This window comes from Pseudomonas oryzicola (genome assembly GCF_014269185.2).
Classification (GTDB): Bacteria; Pseudomonadota; Gammaproteobacteria; order Pseudomonadales; family Pseudomonadaceae; genus Aquipseudomonas; species Aquipseudomonas oryzicola.
Genome location: NZ_JABWRZ020000002.1, coordinates 772,867 through 791,174, shown reverse-complemented (window position 1 = coordinate 791,174; position 18,308 = coordinate 772,867). Strand labels below are relative to the sequence as shown.

The 18,308-nt window shown below is 65.2% G+C and carries 19 protein-coding genes, 1 tRNA gene and 1 pseudogene; 11 read left to right on the top strand and 10 right to left on the bottom strand.

What is annotated here, in order from left to right:
• The first annotated feature begins 82 nt into the window (after positions 1-82).
• From selA to HU760_RS21810, 3 genes are all read left to right on the top strand, one after another.
• Positions 83-1,510, top strand: coding sequence for an L-seryl-tRNA(Sec) selenium transferase (gene selA, locus HU760_RS21820; protein ID WP_186678957.1), 1,428 nt, complete (start codon positions 83-85; stop codon positions 1,508-1,510).
• Complete coding sequence (gene selB / locus HU760_RS21815; RefSeq protein ID WP_186678955.1) at positions 1,507-3,429, top strand: selenocysteine-specific translation elongation factor; 1,923 nt, start codon at positions 1,507-1,509, stop codon at positions 3,427-3,429. Before selA ends, selB begins: the two co-directional genes overlap by 4 nt.
• A gap of 6 nt (positions 3,430-3,435) precedes the next feature.
• A tRNA-Sec gene (locus HU760_RS21810) sits at positions 3,436-3,531 on the top strand.
• A 31-nt stretch (positions 3,532-3,562) separates the two neighbouring features.
• Here the strand turns inward: HU760_RS21810 and HU760_RS21805 are convergent.
• Both HU760_RS21805 and HU760_RS21800 read right to left on the bottom strand, forming a co-directional pair.
• Positions 3,563-4,549, bottom strand: a complete 987-nt coding sequence (locus tag HU760_RS21805; protein ID WP_186678953.1) for an asparaginase — start codon at positions 4,547-4,549, stop codon at positions 3,563-3,565.
• Positions 4,550-4,621: 72 nt separating this feature from the next.
• On the bottom strand, positions 4,622-6,064 hold the full coding sequence (locus tag HU760_RS21800; protein WP_186678951.1) for an alanine/glycine:cation symporter family protein: 1,443 nt from the start codon (positions 6,062-6,064) through the stop codon (positions 4,622-4,624).
• A 179-nt stretch (positions 6,065-6,243) separates the two neighbouring features.
• Between HU760_RS21800 and HU760_RS21795 the strand changes: the two genes are divergently transcribed.
• From HU760_RS21795 to HU760_RS24530, 4 genes and pseudogenes are all read left to right on the top strand, one after another.
• Complete coding sequence (locus tag HU760_RS21795) at positions 6,244-7,053, top strand: helix-turn-helix domain-containing protein (protein WP_186678949.1); 810 nt, start codon at positions 6,244-6,246, stop codon at positions 7,051-7,053.
• A gap of 184 nt (positions 7,054-7,237) precedes the next feature.
• Positions 7,238-8,122 carry a sugar nucleotide-binding protein gene (locus HU760_RS21790; protein ID WP_170028042.1) on the top strand — a complete coding sequence of 295 codons (885 nt, stop codon included), beginning with the start codon at positions 7,238-7,240 and terminating at the stop codon, positions 8,120-8,122.
• Positions 8,115-9,047, top strand: coding sequence for an NAD-dependent epimerase/dehydratase family protein (locus HU760_RS21785; protein WP_186678947.1), 933 nt, complete (start codon positions 8,115-8,117; stop codon positions 9,045-9,047). Before HU760_RS21790 ends, HU760_RS21785 begins: the two co-directional genes overlap by 8 nt.
• A gap of 217 nt (positions 9,048-9,264) precedes the next feature.
• A pseudogene (locus HU760_RS24530) lies at positions 9,265-9,438 on the top strand (MFS transporter); the annotation flags it as partial.
• On the opposite strand, the gene HU760_RS21780 reads toward HU760_RS24530, so the two are convergent.
• From HU760_RS21780 to HU760_RS21760, 5 genes are all read right to left on the bottom strand, one after another.
• Entirely contained in the window at positions 9,426-10,109 is a 684-nt protein-coding gene (locus tag HU760_RS21780; RefSeq protein ID WP_186678945.1) for an OmpW/AlkL family protein, read from the bottom strand. The pseudogene HU760_RS24530 and the gene HU760_RS21780 overlap by 13 nt on opposite strands.
• Positions 10,110-10,218: 109 nt before the next feature.
• Positions 10,219-10,731, bottom strand: coding sequence for a DUF3299 domain-containing protein (locus HU760_RS21775; RefSeq protein ID WP_186679001.1), 513 nt, complete (start codon positions 10,729-10,731; stop codon positions 10,219-10,221).
• Between the two features lie 63 nt (positions 10,732-10,794).
• Positions 10,795-12,060 (bottom strand): ABC transporter permease, encoded by a 1,266-nt coding sequence (locus HU760_RS21770; RefSeq protein WP_186678944.1) that lies wholly within the window; start codon positions 12,058-12,060, stop codon positions 10,795-10,797.
• On the bottom strand, positions 12,060-12,770 hold the full coding sequence (locus tag HU760_RS21765) for an ABC transporter ATP-binding protein (protein WP_186678943.1): 711 nt from the start codon (positions 12,768-12,770) through the stop codon (positions 12,060-12,062). Before HU760_RS21765 ends, HU760_RS21770 begins: the two co-directional genes overlap by 1 nt.
• Positions 12,771-13,349 carry a DUF2796 domain-containing protein gene (locus HU760_RS21760; protein ID WP_186678942.1) on the bottom strand — a complete coding sequence of 193 codons (579 nt, stop codon included), beginning with the start codon at positions 13,347-13,349 and terminating at the stop codon, positions 12,771-12,773. It lies immediately after the preceding gene.
• Positions 13,350-13,478: 129 nt separating this feature from the next.
• On the opposite strand from HU760_RS21760, the gene HU760_RS21755 reads away from it, so the two are divergent.
• Entirely contained in the window at positions 13,479-13,820 is a 342-nt protein-coding gene (locus tag HU760_RS21755) for a hypothetical protein (protein WP_186678941.1), read from the top strand.
• A gap of 40 nt (positions 13,821-13,860) precedes the next feature.
• Here the strand turns inward: HU760_RS21755 and trxA are convergent, their stop codons facing one another.
• Genes trxA through HU760_RS21740 form a run of 3 tightly spaced genes read right to left on the bottom strand, consistent with a single transcriptional unit; the run spans position 13,861 to position 15,877 of the window.
• Positions 13,861-14,733 (bottom strand): thioredoxin, encoded by an 873-nt coding sequence (trxA, locus tag HU760_RS21750; RefSeq protein ID WP_186678939.1) that lies wholly within the window; start codon positions 14,731-14,733, stop codon positions 13,861-13,863.
• A gap of 31 nt (positions 14,734-14,764) precedes the next feature.
• Positions 14,765-15,424: a class I SAM-dependent methyltransferase gene (locus tag HU760_RS21745; RefSeq protein ID WP_186678938.1), complete on the bottom strand. Its 660-nt coding sequence runs from the start codon at positions 15,422-15,424 to the stop codon at positions 14,765-14,767.
• Positions 15,425-15,877, bottom strand: a complete 453-nt coding sequence (locus HU760_RS21740) for a YbaY family lipoprotein (protein ID WP_186678937.1) — start codon at positions 15,875-15,877, stop codon at positions 15,425-15,427.
• 106 nt (positions 15,878-15,983) lie between these two features.
• On the opposite strand from HU760_RS21740, the gene nrdR reads away from it, so the two are divergent.
• Genes nrdR through HU760_RS21725 form a run of 3 tightly spaced genes read left to right on the top strand, consistent with a single transcriptional unit; the run spans position 15,984 to position 18,290 of the window.
• A complete protein-coding gene (nrdR, locus tag HU760_RS21735; protein WP_003255402.1) occupies positions 15,984-16,448 on the top strand; it encodes a transcriptional regulator NrdR in 465 nt (154 codons plus the stop codon).
• 2 nt (positions 16,449-16,450) lie between these two features.
• Positions 16,451-17,581 carry a bifunctional diaminohydroxyphosphoribosylaminopyrimidine deaminase/5-amino-6-(5-phosphoribosylamino)uracil reductase RibD gene (gene ribD, locus HU760_RS21730; protein ID WP_186678935.1) on the top strand — a complete coding sequence of 377 codons (1,131 nt, stop codon included), beginning with the start codon at positions 16,451-16,453 and terminating at the stop codon, positions 17,579-17,581.
• A gap of 43 nt (positions 17,582-17,624) precedes the next feature.
• Positions 17,625-18,290: a riboflavin synthase gene (locus HU760_RS21725; protein WP_003255399.1), complete on the top strand. Its 666-nt coding sequence runs from the start codon at positions 17,625-17,627 to the stop codon at positions 18,288-18,290.
• Positions 18,291-18,308 lie beyond the last annotated feature (18 nt).

The window sequence follows — 18,308 nt, the reverse complement described above, 5'->3', positions numbered from 1 at the left end:
AAAAACTGCGCGGGCCTTGTGGGAGCGGGTTTACCCGCGAAGAGGCCAGTACAGACAACGGAATAGTCCAAGGTAGTACCGCATGTCCTCCAGCCTAGCCAGCGACACCCCACGCCTGCCCTCCATTGACACCCTTTTGCGCCACACAGCCTGCCTCCCGCTGATCGACCGCCACGGCCGCGACGCCGTGCTGGCTACCCTGCGCCAACTGCTCGACGACCTGCGTGACCCCGCCCGCGATGGCCAGCTCAGCGCCGCCGAACTCGCCGCCGAGGTCCTGCTGGGCCGCGCCGGCGAACGCCTGGCCCATCAGCAGCGCAGCCAGGTCCGCCGCGTCTTCAACCTCACCGGCACCGTGCTGCACACCAACCTTGGCCGCGCCTTGCTGCCGGAGGAAGCCGTCGAGGCCATGCAGACCGCCGCCCGTTACCCGCTCAACCTGGAATTCGACCTGGCCACCGGCAAGCGCGGCGACCGCGACGACCTGATCGAAGGCCTGATCCGCGAGCTGACCGGCGCCGAAGCCGTCACCGTGGTCAACAACAATGCCGCCGCCGTGCTGCTGGCGCTGAACAGCCTGGGCGCGCGCAAGGAGGGCATCATCTCCCGCGGCGAACTGATCGAGATCGGCGGTGCCTTCCGTATCCCCGACATCATGGCCCGCGCCGGCGTGAAGCTGCACGAGGTCGGCACCACCAACCGCACCCACGCCCGCGATTACGAGGCCGCCATCAATCCGCGCACCGGCTTGCTGATGCGTGTGCATTGCAGTAACTACAGCATTCAGGGCTTCACCACCCAGGTCGCCACCGCCGAGCTGGCGCGCATCGCCCACCAACATGACTTGCCGTTGCTTGAAGACCTGGGCAGCGGCAGCCTGCTCGACCTGACTCGCTGGGGCCTGCCTGCCGAGCCGACCGTGCGCCAGGCCCTCGCCGATGGCGCCGATATCGTCACCTTCAGTGGCGACAAGCTGCTGGGCGGGCCGCAAGCCGGGATCATCGTCGGTCGCAAGGCGCTGATCGCGAGGATCAAGAAGAACCCGCTCAAGCGTGCCCTGCGTGTCGACAAGATCACCCTCGCGGCCCTCGAAGCGGTGCTGGCGCTGTACCGCAACCCCGACCGCCTGGCCGAACGCCTGCCCAGCCTGCGCCTGCTGACCCGCAACCCGGCCGAGATCCAGGCCCAGGCCGAACGCCTGGCCCCTGAGCTGAAAGCCTGCCTCGGTGAGCCATGGCAGGTCAGCGTGGAACCGGCACTGGGCATGATCGGCAGTGGCAGCCAGCCGGTAGCGCGCCTGCCGAGTGCGGCACTGTGCCTGCGCCCGCAGGTGTCGAAAAAGCTGCGCGGGCGCAGCCTGCATGTGCTGGAGCGGGCCTTGCGTGATCTGCCGGTGCCGGTGCTCGGCCGTATCGACGACGACGCCCTGTGGCTGGACCTGCGCCAGCTGGATGACGAAGCCCAGTGGCTGGCACAGTTGCCTGCCCTGCAGTTGGGGCCGGTGCAGTGATCGTAGGAACCGCCGGCCACATCGACCATGGCAAGACCGCATTGCTGCAGGCACTGACCGGCCAGGCCGGGGACCAGCGCCAGGAAGAGCGCGCCCGTGGCATGACCATCGATCTCGGCTACCGCTATGCGGCGCTGTCCGAGGGGGCAGCGTTGACCGGCTTCATCGATGTGCCGGGCCATGAGCGCTTCATTCACAACATGCTGGCTGGTGCCCATGGCATCGACCTGGTGCTGCTGGTGGTGGCTGCCGACGATGGGGTGATGCCGCAAACCCGCGAGCACCTGGCCATCATCGAACTGCTGGGCATTCCCCAGGCCCTGGTGGCGATCAGCAAATGCGACCGGGTCGAGCCGGCGCGCCTGGCCGAAGTGCAGGCGCAGGTCGATGCATTGCTGGCGCCGGGGCCGTATGCCGGGGCGCGGCAATTTCCGCTGTCGAGCGTCACCGGCGAAGGCGTCGATGCCCTGCGCCAGGCCCTGCTGGCGGCGCAACAGCATGTGCGCCAGCGCAGCACCCGCGGTGGTTTCCGCTTGGCCGTCGACCGTGCCTTCGCCGTTACCGGTGCGGGTGTGGTGGTGACCGGCACCGCGCTGGCCGGGCGAGTCAGTGCTGGCGAGACCTTGTTGTTGGGCAAGGCTGGCAAGCCGGTGCGGGTACGCGGCCTGCATGCACAGAACCAGGCCGCACTGGTCGCCCAAGCGGGCCAGCGGGTGGCACTGAACATCGCTGCCGAACGCCTGGCGGTAGAGCATCTGCATCGTGGTGACTGGCTGGTACCCGAGTGGCTGCATGCGCCCAGCATGCGGGTCGATATCGAGCTGAACCTGTTGCCGGGCGAAACCCGCACCTTCGAACATTTCAGTGCCGTGCACGTGCACCTCGGTACCCAGGATGTCACCGCCCGGGTGGCGTTGCTCGAAGGAGAAACCCTGGTGGCGGGCCAGCGTATGTTCGCCCAACTGCTGCTCAACGCGCCGCTGCAAGCCGTGCATGGCGACCGCCTGGTGCTGCGCGACCAGCGCGCCCAGCGCACCCTGGGCGGTGGCAGGGTGCTCGACCCGTTCGCGCCAAGCCGTCAGCGCCGCAGCGAACAGCGCCTGCGGCAGCTACAGGTGCTGCGCGATGCCGAGGACCTGGAGCACGCTCTACCGGCACTGCTCGCCAGCGCCCCGGGAGGTATCGACCCGCAGCGTCTCGAACGGCAGTTCAACCGCCTGCGCGATACCTGGCAGTTGCCGGGCAATGCACGGGTGGTAGCCACCCGGCAGGGCCAATTGCTGTTTGCCAGCGACCAGTGGCAGGCGCTCAAGCGCCTGGTGCTGGGGCAGTTGGCGCTGTTCCACGAGCAGGAGCCCGACCAGTTGGGCCCGGACCGTGATCGGCTGCGCCGTTTTGCCGCGTTGCCGCTGGAACGGCCCGCTTTCGTCAGCCTGGTGGAAGAACTGCTCGATGAGGGCGCCATCGCCAGCAGCGGCCCCTGGCTGCACCTGCCGGAGCACAAGGTGCAGCTGAGCGAAGCCGACAGTGCCTTGTGGGCCCGCTTGCAGCCCAGGTTGCTGGCGGGGCAATACGATCCGCCGTGGGTCAGGACACTGGCGAGCGAGGAAAATTGTGCTGAAGCCGATGTGCGCCTGTTGCTGCGCAAGCTGGCCCGGCTGGGCCTGGTGCACCAGGTGGTGCGCGACCTGTTCTACCCCGAGGCGACGCTACGGCGCATGGCAGAGCTGCTGCTGGGGCAGGCCAGGGAAACGCCGATAGTGCAGGTTGCCGCGTTTCGCGATATGTTGGGCATCGGTCGTAAACGCAGTGTGCAGATTCTGGAGTATTTCGACCGCATTGGCCTGACCCGGAGGGTGGCCGATCAGCGTCACATTCGCGCCGACAGCGCCCTGGCCCAACAGCAGGCCAGGCACTGAGTTCAAGGAAGGCAATCGCGCCCGGTGGCGCGGCCGGGCTTCAAACCCGGTTGGGGACGGCAGCCGTTCCCGGGCAGGTTCGACTCCCGCTGCCTTCCGCCATTTTCCGTTGCCTGTCGGGGCCCTTTAGCGGCTAAACCCGCTCCCCACACAGATCCAGCGCGAACCACTGTTCGGCTGCATCCACGTCCAACCCCGCGCCCAGCAGCGCCAGCATCTTGCCTAGCGCTGCCTCGCGGGTCATGCCGCCACCGCTGACCAGCCCGGCCCCGCGCAAGCGGTTACCGGCCGCATAGGTATCGAACACCACCGAGCCCTCTGGGCACTGGCTAATCGCGGCCAGCAATACGCCCCGCTGGCGCGCCGCGCTCAGCACATCCAGCAGTGCCTGGTCGTCCGACGGCCCGGTACCACTGCCATAGCACTCCAGCAGCAAGCCTTGCACGCCACTGTCCAGCACGGCTTGCAGATGGCAGGCCTGCAAGCCCGGGAACACCGGCACTACGGCCAGGTTGACCGGTTGCCGCGGGTGCCGGTAGCCCAGCTCGGCGGGAATCGCCGCCGCCCGCTCGCCGTCGCGATGACGCGGCAGCGCGGCAAAGGCGTCGAAGGCCTCGCTGCGCAGCTTCGATGCCCGGCAACCATGCAACAACTGGCCGTGGAAGTACAACTGCACGCCATCCTGCAGGCCGTGTTCGAACTGGCGCAGCGCACCACACAGGTTATCCCAGGCATCGCTGCCAGCCGCACCTGCCGGCAGCATGGAGCCGGTCAGCAGCACCGGCACCGGCAGGCCCAGCAACAGGAACGACAAGGCAGCAGCACTGTAGGCCAGGCTGTCGGTGCCGTGCAGTACCAGTACACCGTCATGGCCAGCGTCCACGGCTGCGACGATGGCATCGCGCATCGCCAGCCAGTTGTGCTGTTGCATGTTGGCGCTGTCGAGCAGCGGGTTCATTTCCCGCAGGGCCCAATTTACCTTCGGCGCATCGGCCATCAAGGCGAAATGCTCGCGCATCCGCGCTTCGAAACCACCTGCCGGCGCCAGGCCTTCGGGGGTTTCGAGCATGCCGATGGTGCCCCCGGTATAAAGTACGAGGAGATTCTTTACTGCACGCATGGAAAGTATCCGTAGCAGTGAGCGGAAAAAGAAAAGCCGCCCGCGGATGGGGCGGCTTGGCAAGCCAGAATATCAGCGCTGGGTTTGCGCTTGGCCAACTGCTTTGTCAGTGGCGCTTTCCACCTGCGGATTGGCAGGCCAGGCGTTGCGGTCCAGGTCGAGGTCGGCGAATTTGGCCGAATCGAACACCGGCTGGTCGACACCCGCCTTGCGCTGGTCGTCGTAGTCGCGCATGACTCGCAGGCCGACCTTGAACAGCAGGGCCAGGGCCACCAGGTTGACGAACGCCAGGCAGGTCATGGTGATGTCGGCGAAAGCGAACACGGTCGACAGGTCTTGCAGCGAACCCCATACCACCAGCGCCAGCACCAGGCCGCGGAACACCATCAGCACCACGCGGTTGCGGCTGAGGAACTGCAGGCTGTTCTCGCCCAGGTAGTAGTTGTAGAGGATGCAGGTGAAGACGAACAGCGACAGCGCAACGCTGACGAACACGCGGCCCCAGTCACCGACCACGGCGGCCAGCGAGTTCTGGGTCAGGACGATGCCGTCACCTTCGAAGCCTGGGGTGTAGAAGCCCGACAGCAGGATCAGCAGGGCGGTGCAGGTGCAGATCACGAAAGTGTCGAGGAACACGCTGAAGGCCTGGACCACGCCCTGGGCACCCGGGTGTTTCACGGCAGCCACGGCGGCGACGTTCGGCGCACTGCCCAGGCCTGCTTCGTTGGCGAACACGCCACGTTTCACGCCCATGACAATGGCGCTGCCGAGCAGGCCGCCAAACGCTGGGTCGAGGCCGAAGGCGCTCTTGAAGATGGTTTCCAGCATGGCTGGCACGTGCTCGATCTGGGTGCCGATCACGTACAGGGTCACGCCGATGTAGGCCAGGGTCTTGACCGGTACCAGCAGGTCCGACACTGCGGCAATGCGCTTGATGCCGCCGATGAAGGTGATGGCCAGCAGCACGGCGAGGACGATGCCGGTGTGCTTGGGGTCGAAGGCGAAGGCGTTCTGCAGCGAGTGGGTCACGGTGTACGACTGCAGGCCGATGAAGGCGAAGCCGTAGGTGACCAGCAGCAGGATCGAGAACACGATGGCCATGCTTTTCAGCTTCAGGCCGTGCTGGATGTAGTAGGCCGGGCCGCCACGGTACAGGCCGTCGCCGTCGGCGCGCTTGTAGACCTGGGCCAGGGTGCATTCGAAGAAGCTGCTGGACATGCCTACCAGTGCGGTAACCCACATCCAGAACACCGCGCCTGGGCCACCCAGGGTCACGGCAATACCGACACCGGCGATGTTACCGGCGCCTACACGGCCGGCCAGGCTCAGCATCAGGGCCTGGAACGAGCTCAGCTGGCCTGCCTGGCCACGCAGCGATTCTTTGAACACACTGAACATGTGAGCGAAGTGGCGGAACTGGACGAACCGGGAACGGATGGTGAAGTAGCTACCCAGCCCCACGATCAGCACGATGAGCAGTTTCCCCGAGAGGAAATCGTTGAGTACTTCGAGCATTTGAAAATGACCTCGATTCTTATTGTTCGTGTGGAAAGACCAGCGGACGGCAGGCGCACCGCTATTCGTTGGCGCGCATGGTTGGCCATGACAAGAGCGGTTACAATTTCGCGGGTTGCTCCAAATTGGTGCGACTTGCTGCTACACTGGCGTCATTCGCGTCACCTGGGTTCCGTGTCATGAGCGATAATTTCGCTACCAACCTCAAATTCGCCTGTAGTCATTACCGCTCTATCTCCGAAGTTTGCCGCCAGCTCTCGATCAATCGCGCCCAGTTCAACAAGTACCTGAGTGGGCAGAGCCGTCCGACCGCTTTCAACCTCAAGCGCATCGGTGATTTTTTTGGCGTCGAGGAATACGAACTGAATTTGCCACCCGAGCAGTTCAGCCAGTTGATCAGTGCCCGCGTTCCCGCTCTGGTCGAGCCATCCGGCGACCCGATCAGCGAGCTGTTCCGCCCGTTGCACGACCATGGCGGCAATCTTTCGCGTTATTGCGGCTATTACCTGGAGTATTCCAACTGCATGTCGGTCCCGGGCACTGTCCTGGTGTCGCTGGTGCACCTGTGGGAAGAGCGTGGGCGCTTCCTGTTCGAGCGTGAGGAGCGCCAGGAGCGCTCCAGCACCATCGACCACCATGCCGAGGTGCGTTGCCGTTACCTGGGCGCGGCGTTCCAGCTGCAGGACCGGATGTTCCTGGTCGACTACGAGTCGCTGACCTTCAATGAGATGAGTCACACCATCCTCATCCCCAGTTTCAAAAGCCGCATCACTCGCCTTAACGGCCTGAAGGCGGGCGTATCCAGCGGTGACCGGCGCAACCCAGCATGCACCCGGGTGGTTTGGGAGTACCTGGGTGAGCAGATCAATCGCGCCAGCATCTTCCGCCAGGTGAAACTGTACCAGCCGGATGATCCGCGCATAGATGACGATATACGTGAGCGATTGAGCGAGCGGCCGTTGCGTAACAGTCTGTTCGAGATTGAATAGTAGTAGTGCTGTGCCGGGCTCTTCGCGGGTTGATTCACAGAGATGACACTGTATTTGCAAGAGCGGGTCTGCCCGCGAATGAACTGGTACAGGTCATCCAACAAGACCTGTGGTTGGACTTCCCGTAGCGGAAACCGCAAAATGCCCCTTTCCGTTCATCAACCTCTCCGGATCTGCTGACTCTATGCGTATGCGCCTAATGCTGTTGGGTGGTGGCAATGCCCTCGGGCAAGCGCTGATTCGCCTTGGGGCCGAGGAGGACATCGCTTTCCTGGCGCCGCGCCCGCCCGAGAACGGCTGGACCCCGGCCAGCCTTACCCAGTTGCTCGATGACCATCGCCCCGATGCGCTGGTCAATCTGGCCTACTACTTCGACTGGTTCCAGGCCGAGACGGTCAGCGAGCAACGCCTGGCCCTGCAGGAGCGGGCGGTGGAGCGTTTGGCGGAGCTGTGTCAGCATCACCAGATCACCCTGGTGCAGCCTTCCAGCTACCGGGTATTCGATGGTTCGCGGGCCACGGCCTACAGCGAAAAGGACGAACCGGTGCCGTTGGGCCTGCGCGGCCAGGCACTGTGGCGTATCGAACAGAGCGTGCGTGCGGCTTGCCCGCAACATGTGCTGCTGCGCTTTGGCTGGTTGCTCGATGAAAGCATCGACGGCGCGCTGGGCCGCTTTCTGACCCGTGCCGAACAACCGCAGGAACTGTTGCTGGCCGATGACCGGCGCGGCAACCCGACGCCGGTCGACGATGCCGCCCGGGTCATTCTTTCGGTGCTCAAGCAACTGGATTGCAATGCGCCGCTGTGGGGCACCTACCACTACGCCGGCAACGAGGCGACCACGCCGCTGGCGCTGGGTCAGGCGATCCTCGCCGAGGCCGGCCACTATCGCCAGTTGGCTGTGCAGGCACCGACGCCACAGGCGCATGCCGCGCGGCCGGATGCCAGCGAAGAGCCGCAGCACGCAGTCCTGGCCTGCAAGAAAATCCTTCATACCTTCGGCATCAAACCGCGTGCCTGGCGCGCTGGCTTGCCGCCCCTACTGGACCGGTTCTACCGCCATGGCTGACGCCCCCATCCTGATCACCGGCGGTGCCGGCTTCATTGGCTCCCACCTGTGCGATGCGTTGTTGGACAAAGGCTACGCTGTACGCATTCTCGACGACTTCTCCACTGGCCGGCGCGGCAACCTGCAGGTCGATCACCCGCGGCTGCAGCTGATTGAAGGCGATGTCGCCGATGCCGGGCTGGTCACGCAGGCGGCGGCCGGCTGCAGTGCCGTGGTGCACCTGGCGGCGGTGGCCTCGGTACAGGCCTCGGTCGAAGACCCGGTACGGACCCACCAGAGCAATTTTGTCGGCACCCTCAACGTCTGCGAAGCCATGCGCGTGCACGGCCTGCGCCGGGTATTGTTCGCCTCAAGCGCGGCGGTATATGGCAACAATGGCGAAGGCGAATCGATTGCCGAAGACACCCCCAAGGCACCGTTGACACCCTATGCCGTGGACAAGCTGGCCAGCGAGCAGTACCTGGACTTCTACCGTCGCCAGCATGGCCTGGAGCCGGTGGTGTTCCGCTTCTTCAATATCTTCGGGCCACGTCAGGACCCATCCTCGCCTTACTCCGGAGTAATCAGCATCTTCTCCGAGCGCGCGGTGCAGGGTTTGCCGATCACGGTATTCGGCGACGGCGAGCAGACGCGGGACTTCCTCTACGTGGGTGACCTGGTGCAGGTAATGATGCAGGCGCTGGAGCAGGCGCAGGTCGAGGAGGGGGCGGTGAACATCGGCCTCAACCAGGCCACCTCGCTGAACCAGTTGCTGGCGGCGCTGAAGACGGTGGTCGGTAGCTTGCCGCCAATCAGCTATGCGGCGGCGCGTTCGGGTGATATTCGCCACTCGCGGGCGGATAATCAGCGCTTGCTGGCGCGGTTCGATTTCCCCCAGGCGACGCCGATTGCCGAAGGCCTGGCACGGCTTTTGGGCAAGGGCTGAAACCTTCGCGGCGCTTTGCGCCCCTTGCCTCGCGATGGGCTGCAGAGCAGCCCCCGATAATCACTGATGCTGCACCACGTTGCGCTGGCAATCCTTGGCAGCCAGCACACGTCGACCGTGGGTTCGTGCCTGCAATGTTTCCAGCGCCAGCCCGGTAATACCCTCCACCCACTCCAAACGTGCCTCACCTGGTGCGAACAGAAACCGCTCGCCCTTTCTCGGGCAGTGGGCTGGGGCTTTGCTGGTGAGTTGGGTGTTCGCCCGTTGGGGTTGGGCTGCGGTGTGTGGCCTGGGGATGGCCATCAGCGCGGTCGCGCTGGGGTATTGGCTGTGGCTACGACGGGCGAGGGCGGCCGAAGCCGCCCTGCAGTGTTCAGGTCAGAACTTGTAGCCAAGGCCGACCATGTACACCCATGGGTCGACTTCGACGTCGACCTTGGTCTTGCTGAAGCCCAGAGCGGACGGGCCGTCGACGGTGGCCTTGGTGTCGATGTCGACGTACCAGACCGCGGCGTTGACCAGCAGGTTGTCGGTGAGCATGTAGTCCATGCCCAGCTGACCGGCGATACCGACCGAGTCCTGCAGCTTCAGGTTGCTGAAGCCCTGCTGCTTGCGGGCGCTGCTGAGGTCTTCATCGAAGAACAGGGTGTAGTTGATGCCCACGCCTGCATACGGCTGGAATTTTGAGCTTGGCTCCATCGGGTAGTACTGCAGCGACAGGGTCGGTGGCAGTTGCTTGATGTCTGCCAGCTTGCCATCCAGGCCGCCACCCAGGCCTTTGACGCCGACGGTGTGCTTGAACGGGGTGGCAGCCAGCAGCTCCAGGCCGACGTGGTCGGTGAGCATGTAGGCGAAGGTCAGGCCCAGCTGGGTGTCGCTGTCGAGGGTAGCCTTGGTGCCCGAAACCTTGTTGCCATCGAACTTGAGGTCGCCACTGCTTTCGTTGGGAGCGGTGGTAATGGCGCCGGCGCGCAGGATCATATCGCCTGCCTGATAGGCGTGGGCGGCGGGTGCGGCGAGCGCAAGGGCCACGAGTGAGGCGCCGAGCAAGTTCTTGTTCATGGAAGCTCCCAGAGGACGTGAGTAATCGAGTGGTCCAATGGTACGGATGCGTTTAAACAGAAAGTTTGACCCAGCTCAAAGAAGCGTCGTCACAAACTAGAAACAGTTCTCACTTCAGCTCATAAGCGTATATTTTCTCGGCTTCCATCTGGTAGCCGGCATCCGCCAGTTCGCTGCTGGAGGCTCTAACCTGAAGCTTTCCCTCGATCCAGTAAGGCTGGTAGAGGTCTTCGATGCGCACGCCCATTTCGCTGAAGATATGCACGATCTGGTTCGACGGTGGCGGTGGCACATGGATGCACGCACCGTAGTAGGGGACCAGCAGGAACTCGGTGGTGCGGCCCTCTTCGCTCACCTCCAGCGGCACGATATAGCCGGGCAGCTTGATCTGCTGGCCGTCAAGGCTTTTTACCACCGGCGCGTCAGGAGCCTGCTGGCGCGCCGGAGGCGCCGATTCGGCGGACAGGGCGTTGCCGAGCTGCGACATGTCGTGCAGCGGCGCGAGTTGCGGCGGGATGACCGGTGCGCCTTCGGGGATGAGGGAAGGCCAGTCCAGTTCGCGTGGTTCGGCGGCCCACAGCGGCATTGCTACTGTCAGCAGCAGGATCAGCAGCGTGTGCAGTGCGGGTCTCTTCGCGGGCGTGCCTGCGAAGAAGGCAGTGAAGTTTCGGATCATTACAGGCTCTCACAAATGTATCGACAGGCCATCGGCCAGCGACTGCCGATAGGCCCGCCACGCCGGCACGCTGCCCATCAACAGCGCTGCCCCCAGGATGATAGCCAGCAATGTCCACTCATGAGCACTGGGCAGGGCCAGCGGCAGGTACAAGCCATAGTTGGCCTGCACATAGCCTTGCGCCAGGGCGATACCGGCATACAGCAAGCCAAGCCCGGCGACGATCCCGACCGCTGCCAGCGAGAGCGCTTCCAGAACCAGTAGCCCGGCGATATGCCACGGCCTGGCGCCAACCGAGCGCAAGATCGCCATCTCCCGCCGGCGCTCGTTCAGGCTGGTGAGGATCGCCGTGAGCATGCCGATCAAACCGGTCAGCACGACGAACAGCGACACCACGAACAATGCCTGCTCGGCAGTCCCCATCAGGCTCCACAACTCCTGCAGGGCCACCCCGGGCAGGATCGCCAGCAATGGCTCGCTGCGGTATTCATTGATCTCCCGCTGCAGGCTGAAGGTGGCGATCTTGTTGTTCAGGCCGAGCATGAATGCGGTGATGGCGGCGGGTTGCAGGTCCATCGTGCGCGCCTGCTCAGCGCTGATGCGCCCGGCACCACGGGCCGGCACGCCGTTGTGCCAGTCGATGTGGATGGCCTCCATGCCGCCCAGGCCGATATGCAGGGTACGGTCGACCGGCGTGCCGGTGCGCTTGAGCACGCCAACCACCGTGAACGGTTTGTCGTCGTGCTTGACCAGGCTGACCGCGGCCACACCATGGGCCAGTACCAGCTTGTCGCCGAGCTTGTAGTGCAACGCATCAGCCACTTCGGCACCCAGCACCACCTCGAACGGGTCATCGGCAAACGCGCGGCCCTGGCTGAGCTCCAGGTGCTGGCGACGGCCGTACTGGTAATGGCTGAAGTAGTCGCCGGTGGTGCCCATTACCCGATAGCCACGGTGCGAGTCGCCCAGCGAGATGGGGATGGCCCATTTTACTCGCGGGTCCTTGGCGTAGTGCTGGTAGCTGTCCCAGCGGATGTTGTTGGTGGCGTTGCCGATGCGAAACACCGAGTACAGCAACAGGTTCACCGAACCGGAGCGGGCACCGACGATCAGGTCGGTGCCGCTGATGGTGCTGGCGAAGCTGGCACGCGCCTCGGTACGCACCCGCTCCACGGCCAGCAACAGGCACACCGACAGGGCGATGGCAAAGGCGGTGAGGAACGCGGTGAAGCGGCGGTTGGCCAGGCTGGCCAAGGCAAGGCGAAGCAAGTACATCAGGCCTCCCGGGGCGTGGCGGCACGGTTGAGTTCGGCCAGCGACAGGTGACGGTCGAACAGCGGCGCCAGGCTCTGGTCATGGCTGACGAACAGCAGGCTGGCGCCAGCGGCGCGGCATTCATCGAACAGCAGGCGGATGAAGGCTTCGCGGGTGTCGGCGTCGAGCGCCGAGGTCGGTTCGTCGGCGATCACCAGCTCGGGCTGGCCGATCAGCGCGCGGGCGGCGGCAACCCGTTGCTGCTGGCCGATCGACAGGCTGTCGGCGCGGCGGGTGAGCAACATGCGATCGCCCAGGCCCAGATGGGCCAGTAACGTGCTGGCCGCCTGGTCGACACTGCCATGGCGCTGCTCGGCGCGGACCTTGCGGCTGCGCGAGAAGCGGCAGGGCAGCTCGACGTTCTCACGTACCGAGAGGAACGGCAGCAGGTTGAACTGCTGGAAGATATAGCCAGTGTGGTCAACCCGGAAGCGGTCACGGGCGCCCTGGCCCAGTTGGCCGAGGTCCTGGCCGAGCAAATGGATGCGGCCCTTGGCTGGTACATTCACTCCGCCCAGCAGGCCGAGCAAGGTGGTTTTGCCACTGCCGCTGGGGCCTTTGAGGAACAGGGCCTCGCCAGCGTCCAGTTGGAACGCCGGTATGTCCAGCAGCGCGGGCTGGCCTGGCCAGGCGAACACCAGGTCATGCAGTTGGATCAACGGCTGGCGCATTCAGAACGCGACCGCTGCCTTGGCCGGCGTGGCTTCCGCGCCCTTCTGGCCGTTGGCGCCGATCAGTTGCACGTTGATTTTCTGCGTGGCCGGGAAGGCCTTGAACAGCGGCGCGAGGTCCAGTTGCGCCAGTTTATCCGGGCTGGCGCAGGTCAGTTGGTAGTGGGCGCCGATGTCGCTGTGTGGGTGCTCGTGGTCATGTTCGTCGCCCTCGTCGTCGGCTTTCGGTGCGTCACCGAACAGCGGGCTTTCCAGCTCTTGCTGGTCTTCCTTGCAGCCGGCGGCAGCCGCCAGGCCGAACAGTTTCAGCGGCTGTTCGAGCTGCTGACGCACTGCCGCGACCTTGGCTTTGTCGGCATCGCTGCTGGCAGCGTGTTCGAAACCGACCAGGTTCATGGCCGGGCTGTCCAGCTCCAGTTCAAGGGTATTGCCGTCGAGCACGGCGTTGAGCCTGGCCACGCCGTGCTCGTGGGCGCCAAGGGTGCCATGGGCGTGGTCATGATCATGGCCTTCGTCGTGGGCTTGGGCCACGGCCAGGGGCAGCAAGGCAAAGGGCAGGGCGAGCAGCAGGCGGCGCATGGACGACTCCGGGGCGGCTGAAAAGTGTGGTTATGTTATAACAATTTTTCTGCGCGCTGCCAGCCTGCGTGGCGCAGGTTTCATGTTCGGGTAGCATGGTTGCATTGACCTGGGTTCAAGGAATGCATCATGAGAATTCGTGGACAGATCGGTGACTGGCCGGTAGACCTGACCATCGAGCTGGAGCCGGAAGAGTGGGCGCAACTGCGTCGGCAAGAGGAGCCGGCACTGGCGCAGGCGGCTGCGGCGGCAACGGTGGCACCGTCGCGCCAGGATGATGGGCAATGGACTGCGGCGCGCGATGTGTTGCGCCTGGCGGGGCAGATGAGCGGGCCGGAGTTGCTCGACCGCCTGGAAGGGCTGGCGGGGAGTACGGCAGCGGGGAAACGGCTGCTGGTGCGCTTGCGGCATAGCAGTGAAGTGAAGGTGGAAAGTGGCGTTGATGCGCCGGTTTATCATTGGGTGGGGTGAGGTTTCAGGAAATTGGGGCCGCAAAGCGGCCCCAGCATTCTCAGAACATTGCCGCCGAGAGCTTGCGCCGGTACACGCTGACCAACGGGTGATCGCCACCCAGCAACTCGAATACCTGCAGCATCGCTTTCTGTGGCAAGCCGTTCTCATAACCACGGTTGCGCTGGAACAGCTTCAGCAACCCCTCCAGCGCCGCCTCATACTGCTGGCGCGCCAGTTGCTGCACGCTCAGCTGGTAGGCCGCCTCGTCGTCCTGCGGGTTCTGCGCCAGGCGGCTCTTCAGGTCAGCCACCTCCGGCAGGCTGGCGGCCTGGCGGAGGAAGGTCAACTGGGCCTTGGCACCGGCCAATGCGGCTTTATGCTCGTCAGTCTTGACTGCGTCCAGCACCACCTGGGCTTCACCCAGCTCACCGCGTTCGGCCAGGCAGCGGGCGTACAGGATCAACGCCTCGGCATTGCTGTTGTCCTCCCCGAGAAGTGCCTGCAGCAGCGCCTCGGCTTCGGCAAAGCGGCTTTCGGCGAACAATGCCTTGGCCTGTTCGAGCGGCGAGGCGGTAGGCGCGGCAGGCAGTTGCACGTGCGGCTCGAGCATGGCGCGGATCGCTGACTCCGGCTGGGCACCGGCAAAACCGTCCACCGGCTGGCCATCCTTGAACAGCACCACGGTCGGCAGGCTGCGGATGCCGAACTGGGCAACCACCTGTTGCTCCACGTCGCAGTTGATCTTGGCCAGCAGCAGCTCGCCCTGGTAGCCCTCGGCGATCTTTGCCAGCAACGGCATCAGTGCCTTGCAGGGCGCGCACCACTCGGCCCAGAAGTCGACCAGTACCGGCTTGTGGAAGGAGTTGTCGATCACCAGTTGCTGGAAGGTGGCATCGGTGGCGTCGAAAATGTACGGCGTGTCTTGGCTCATCGCGACTCTCGCAAACTCATGAATGGCACCACTATAAGGTGTCGCGGCTGGCGTGGTACAGGCTGACCCGGCGGAATTCGTGCGGCTCGGCCAGGTCCGGCAGGGTCAGGGCTTCGAGCACCCCCAGCTGCTGGTAGCGCGGGTGGTTGAAGTCGCGGACCCGCGAGTCGGCCACCAGCGCCTGACGGCCGCGGTCGAGGAAGGCGTCCAACAGCGGCAGGTTGGCGCGGTCATACAGTACATCGGCGACCAGGATCAGGTCGAAGCGGTCATCTTCGGCGAAGAAATCGCTGCTGTAACCCAGCTCCACGCCGTTCAGCGCGGCATTCGCCCGGCAGGCATCGAGGGCCAGCGGGTCGAGGTCGCAGGCCACCACCTCCAGCGCACCGGCGCGCGCAGCGGCAATGCCGGCGATACCGGAGCCGGCGCCAAAGTCCAGCACACGCTTGCCAGCCACCCACTGCGGGCGCTCGGCCAGGTAACGGGCCATGGCCAGGCCGCTGGCCCAGCAGAAGCTCCAGTAGGGCGGGTCTTCCAGAATGCGTCGGGTCTCTTCGCTGCTGAAGGCGCGGTCCATGTTCCGATCGTCGATCAGCCACAGCTTCAGGTCGCAGCCGGGCAGCTCGCTGATGGTCAGGCGCGCCTCGCCGATCAGGCTACCGAGCGCCTGTTGCAGGGCAAGCGGCAACACTTATGGCGCCTTCTCGAAACGCAGCGGGCCGGTGGCCTGGGTCTGGGCCTGGGTAATACGCACGGGCGGCAGGTGCAGGATCAGTTGGCCGGAGCGGCTGGCGCGTCCGCGCAACTCGACCCGGGCACCGGCGGGGAAGGCCTCGGGGTTGAAGCGCAGCTGATAGGGCAGGGCTTGGCCAGTGCCGGTCAGGTTGCTGCTGGCCAGCAGGCGCTGTGGGCGGTCACGTTCGTCGATGACCAGCAAGGCCAGTTCGACCTCGGCCCCGGCCGGGATTTCCAGCAAGGTGCCGCTCAGCTCGCGCTGGTAGGCCGGCAGCGGGCCCAGTATTTCGGCCGGCTTGGCCACCCGGGCTGGCGTAGGCGCCGCAGGGGTATCGGGCTTCGGCCTGTCGCTGCCGCAGGCGGCGAGCAAGGCGGCGGCGCACAGCACGACGAGCGCTCGGTAGTGCATGGGGTAGTCCTTCACGGGCAGATTTCCCATGGATGTTAACCCCTTTGGCTTGTCTTGCCAGTGGGATGCGCTACCATGGCCCTCCCTTTTTTTGTTGCCTGCCACCATGCACTGTCCCTTTTGCGGTGCCAACGACACCAAGGTCATCGACTCTCGCCTCGTTGCCGAGGGCGAGCAGGTGCGCCGCCGCCGCGAATGCGTGGCCTGTGGCGAGCGCTTCACCACTTTCGAAACGGCCGAGCTGGTGCTGCCCCGGCTGATCAAGCAGGACGGTACGCGCCAGCCTTTCGACGAAGAAAAACTGCGCGCTGGCATGCAACGGGCACTGGAAAAGCGCCCGGTCAGCGTCGAGCGCCTGGAGGCAGCGCTGGCCCATATCAAGAGCCGCCTGCGCGCTACCGGCGAGCGTGAAGTCAAGTCGCTGGTGGTCGGTGAAATGGTCATGGCCGAGCTGCGCAAGCTCGACGAAGTGGCCTATATCCGTTTTGCCTCGGTTTACCGGCGCTTCCAGGACCTCGACGAGTTCCGCGAAGAAATCGACCGTCTGGCACGCGAGCCGGCCAAAGAGTGACCATGCCCAGCCAGACTGCCATCCTCGATGCCCACTACATGGCCCGCGCGCTGCAGCTGGCGCGCAAGGGCCTGTATACCACCCACCCGAACCCGCGTGTCGGCTGCGTGATCGTGCGCGACGGCGAAGTGGTCGGCGAAGGCTGGCACGTGCGCGCCGGCGAGCCGCATGCCGAAGTGCATGCCTTGCGCCAGGCCGGTGAGCGTGCCCGTGGTGCCTGCGCCTATGTCACCCTGGAGCCGTGCAGCCACCATGGCCGCACGCCGCCGTGCGCCGAAGCGCTGGTCAAGGCCGGCGTGGCGCGAGTGGTGGCCGCCATGCAGGATCCTAACCCGCAGGTGGCGGGGCAAGGCCTGCGGCGCCTGGCCGAGGCCGGCATCGAAGTGGCCAGCGGGGTGCTCGAGGGCGAGGCCCGCGCGCTCAACCCGGGCTTTCTCAAGCGCATGGAGCACGGCCTGCCGTTCGTTCGCGCCAAACTGGCCATGAGCCTGGACGGCCGCACGGCCATGGCCAGCGGTGAAAGCCAATGGATCACCGGCCCGGCCGCCCGGGCTGCCGTGCAGCGCCTGCGCGCCCGCTCCAGCGTGGTACTGACCAGCGCTGCCAGTGTACTGGCCGATAATGCGCGCATGACCGTGCGCGGCGCCGAGCTGGGCCTGGACGCCGAAACCGCCGCCCTGGCGCTCAGCCGTGCGCCGCTGCGCGTGCTGGTCGATGGCCGCCTGCGCCTGCCGCTGGACGCGCCGTTCTTCCAGGCCGGCCCGGCCCTGGTGGTGTGCGCTGTCGCGGATGACCCGCGCTATGCCGCTGCCGGCCACGAACTGCTCAGCCTGCCGGGCAATAATGGCCAGGTCGACCTGCCCGCGCTGCTGCAGGCCCTGGCCGCCCGCGGCGTCAACGAAATCCTGCTGGAAGCCGGTGCCGGCCTGGTTGGTGCCTTTGCCCGGCAGGGCCTGATCGACGAGTACCAGTTGTTCGTCGCCGGCACCTTCCTCGGTTGCCATGCCCGCCCGCTGCTGGACTGGCCGATGGACAAGATGAGCGAAGCGCCGCGGCTGAAAATTACCGGAATGCGCGCAGTGGGCGATGACTGGCGGGTCACGGCCGTCCCCCTGCCGGCGCCCGGCGTATAATGCCCGGCTTGCCCCTGCGCAAACCGTTTTTGAGGAAGACCCAATGTTCACCGGCATCATCGAATCCATCGGCACCATCCGCAGCCTGACCCCCAAGGGTGGCGACGTGCGCGTTTACGTCGAAACCGGCAAGCTCGACCTGGGTGACGTCAAGCTCGGCGACAGCATCGCCGTCAATGGCGTGTGCCTGACGGCCGTCGAACTGCCCGGCGACGGCTTCTGGGCCGACGTCAGCGTCGAAACCCTCAAGCGCACCGCGTTCATCGACCTCAAGAGCGGCAGCAAGGTCAACCTGGAGAAGGCCCTGACCCCCACCACCCGCCTGGGCGGGCACCTGGTCAGCGGCCACGTCGACGGGGTTGGCGAAATCATCTCGCGCAGCGATAACGCCCGCGCCATCCAGTTCCGTGTGCGTGCACCGAAGGAACTGGCCAAGTACATCGCCCACAAGGGTTCGATCACCGTCGACGGCACCAGCCTGACGGTCAACGAGGTCAATGGCGCCGAGTTCGAGCTGACCATTGTCCCGCACACCCTGTCCGAAACCATCATGGCCGACTACCGTGCAGGGCGTCGGGTAAACCTTGAGGTCGACTTGCTGGCCCGTTACCTGGAGCGTTTGCTGCTGGGTGACAAGGCCGCCGAACCGAGCAAGGGCAGTGGCATTACCGAAAGCTTCCTGGCCGCCAACGGCTTCTTGAAATCCTGATTGAGAAGGGGGTGCCGC

Excerpts from the sequence above, each read along its gene's own strand:
- selA (WP_186678957.1), top strand. The coding sequence starts at position 83 with ATGTCCTCCAGCCTAGCCAGCGACACCCCACGCCTGCCCTCCATTGAC.
- HU760_RS21805 (WP_186678953.1), bottom strand. The coding sequence starts at position 4,549 with ATGCGTGCAGTAAAGAATCTCCTCGTACTTTATACCGGGGGCACCATC.
- HU760_RS21800 (WP_186678951.1), bottom strand. The coding sequence starts at position 6,064 with ATGCTCGAAGTACTCAACGATTTCCTCTCGGGGAAACTGCTCATCGTG.
- HU760_RS21795 (WP_186678949.1), top strand. The coding sequence starts at position 6,244 with ATGAGCGATAATTTCGCTACCAACCTCAAATTCGCCTGTAGTCATTAC.
- HU760_RS21790 (WP_170028042.1), top strand. The coding sequence starts at position 7,238 with ATGCGTATGCGCCTAATGCTGTTGGGTGGTGGCAATGCCCTCGGGCAA.
- HU760_RS21785 (WP_186678947.1), top strand. The coding sequence starts at position 8,115 with ATGGCTGACGCCCCCATCCTGATCACCGGCGGTGCCGGCTTCATTGGC.
- HU760_RS21780 (WP_186678945.1), bottom strand. The coding sequence starts at position 10,109 with ATGAACAAGAACTTGCTCGGCGCCTCACTCGTGGCCCTTGCGCTCGCC.
- HU760_RS21770 (WP_186678944.1), bottom strand. The coding sequence starts at position 12,060 with ATGTACTTGCTTCGCCTTGCCTTGGCCAGCCTGGCCAACCGCCGCTTC.
- HU760_RS21765 (WP_186678943.1), bottom strand. The coding sequence starts at position 12,770 with ATGCGCCAGCCGTTGATCCAACTGCATGACCTGGTGTTCGCCTGGCCA.
- HU760_RS21760 (WP_186678942.1), bottom strand. The coding sequence starts at position 13,349 with ATGCGCCGCCTGCTGCTCGCCCTGCCCTTTGCCTTGCTGCCCCTGGCC.
- HU760_RS21755 (WP_186678941.1), top strand. The coding sequence starts at position 13,479 with ATGAGAATTCGTGGACAGATCGGTGACTGGCCGGTAGACCTGACCATC.
- trxA (WP_186678939.1), bottom strand. The coding sequence starts at position 14,733 with ATGAGCCAAGACACGCCGTACATTTTCGACGCCACCGATGCCACCTTC.
- HU760_RS21740 (WP_186678937.1), bottom strand. The coding sequence starts at position 15,877 with ATGCACTACCGAGCGCTCGTCGTGCTGTGCGCCGCCGCCTTGCTCGCC.
- nrdR (WP_003255402.1), top strand. The coding sequence starts at position 15,984 with ATGCACTGTCCCTTTTGCGGTGCCAACGACACCAAGGTCATCGACTCT.
- ribD (WP_186678935.1), top strand. The coding sequence starts at position 16,451 with ATGCCCAGCCAGACTGCCATCCTCGATGCCCACTACATGGCCCGCGCG.
- HU760_RS21725 (WP_003255399.1), top strand. The coding sequence starts at position 17,625 with ATGTTCACCGGCATCATCGAATCCATCGGCACCATCCGCAGCCTGACC.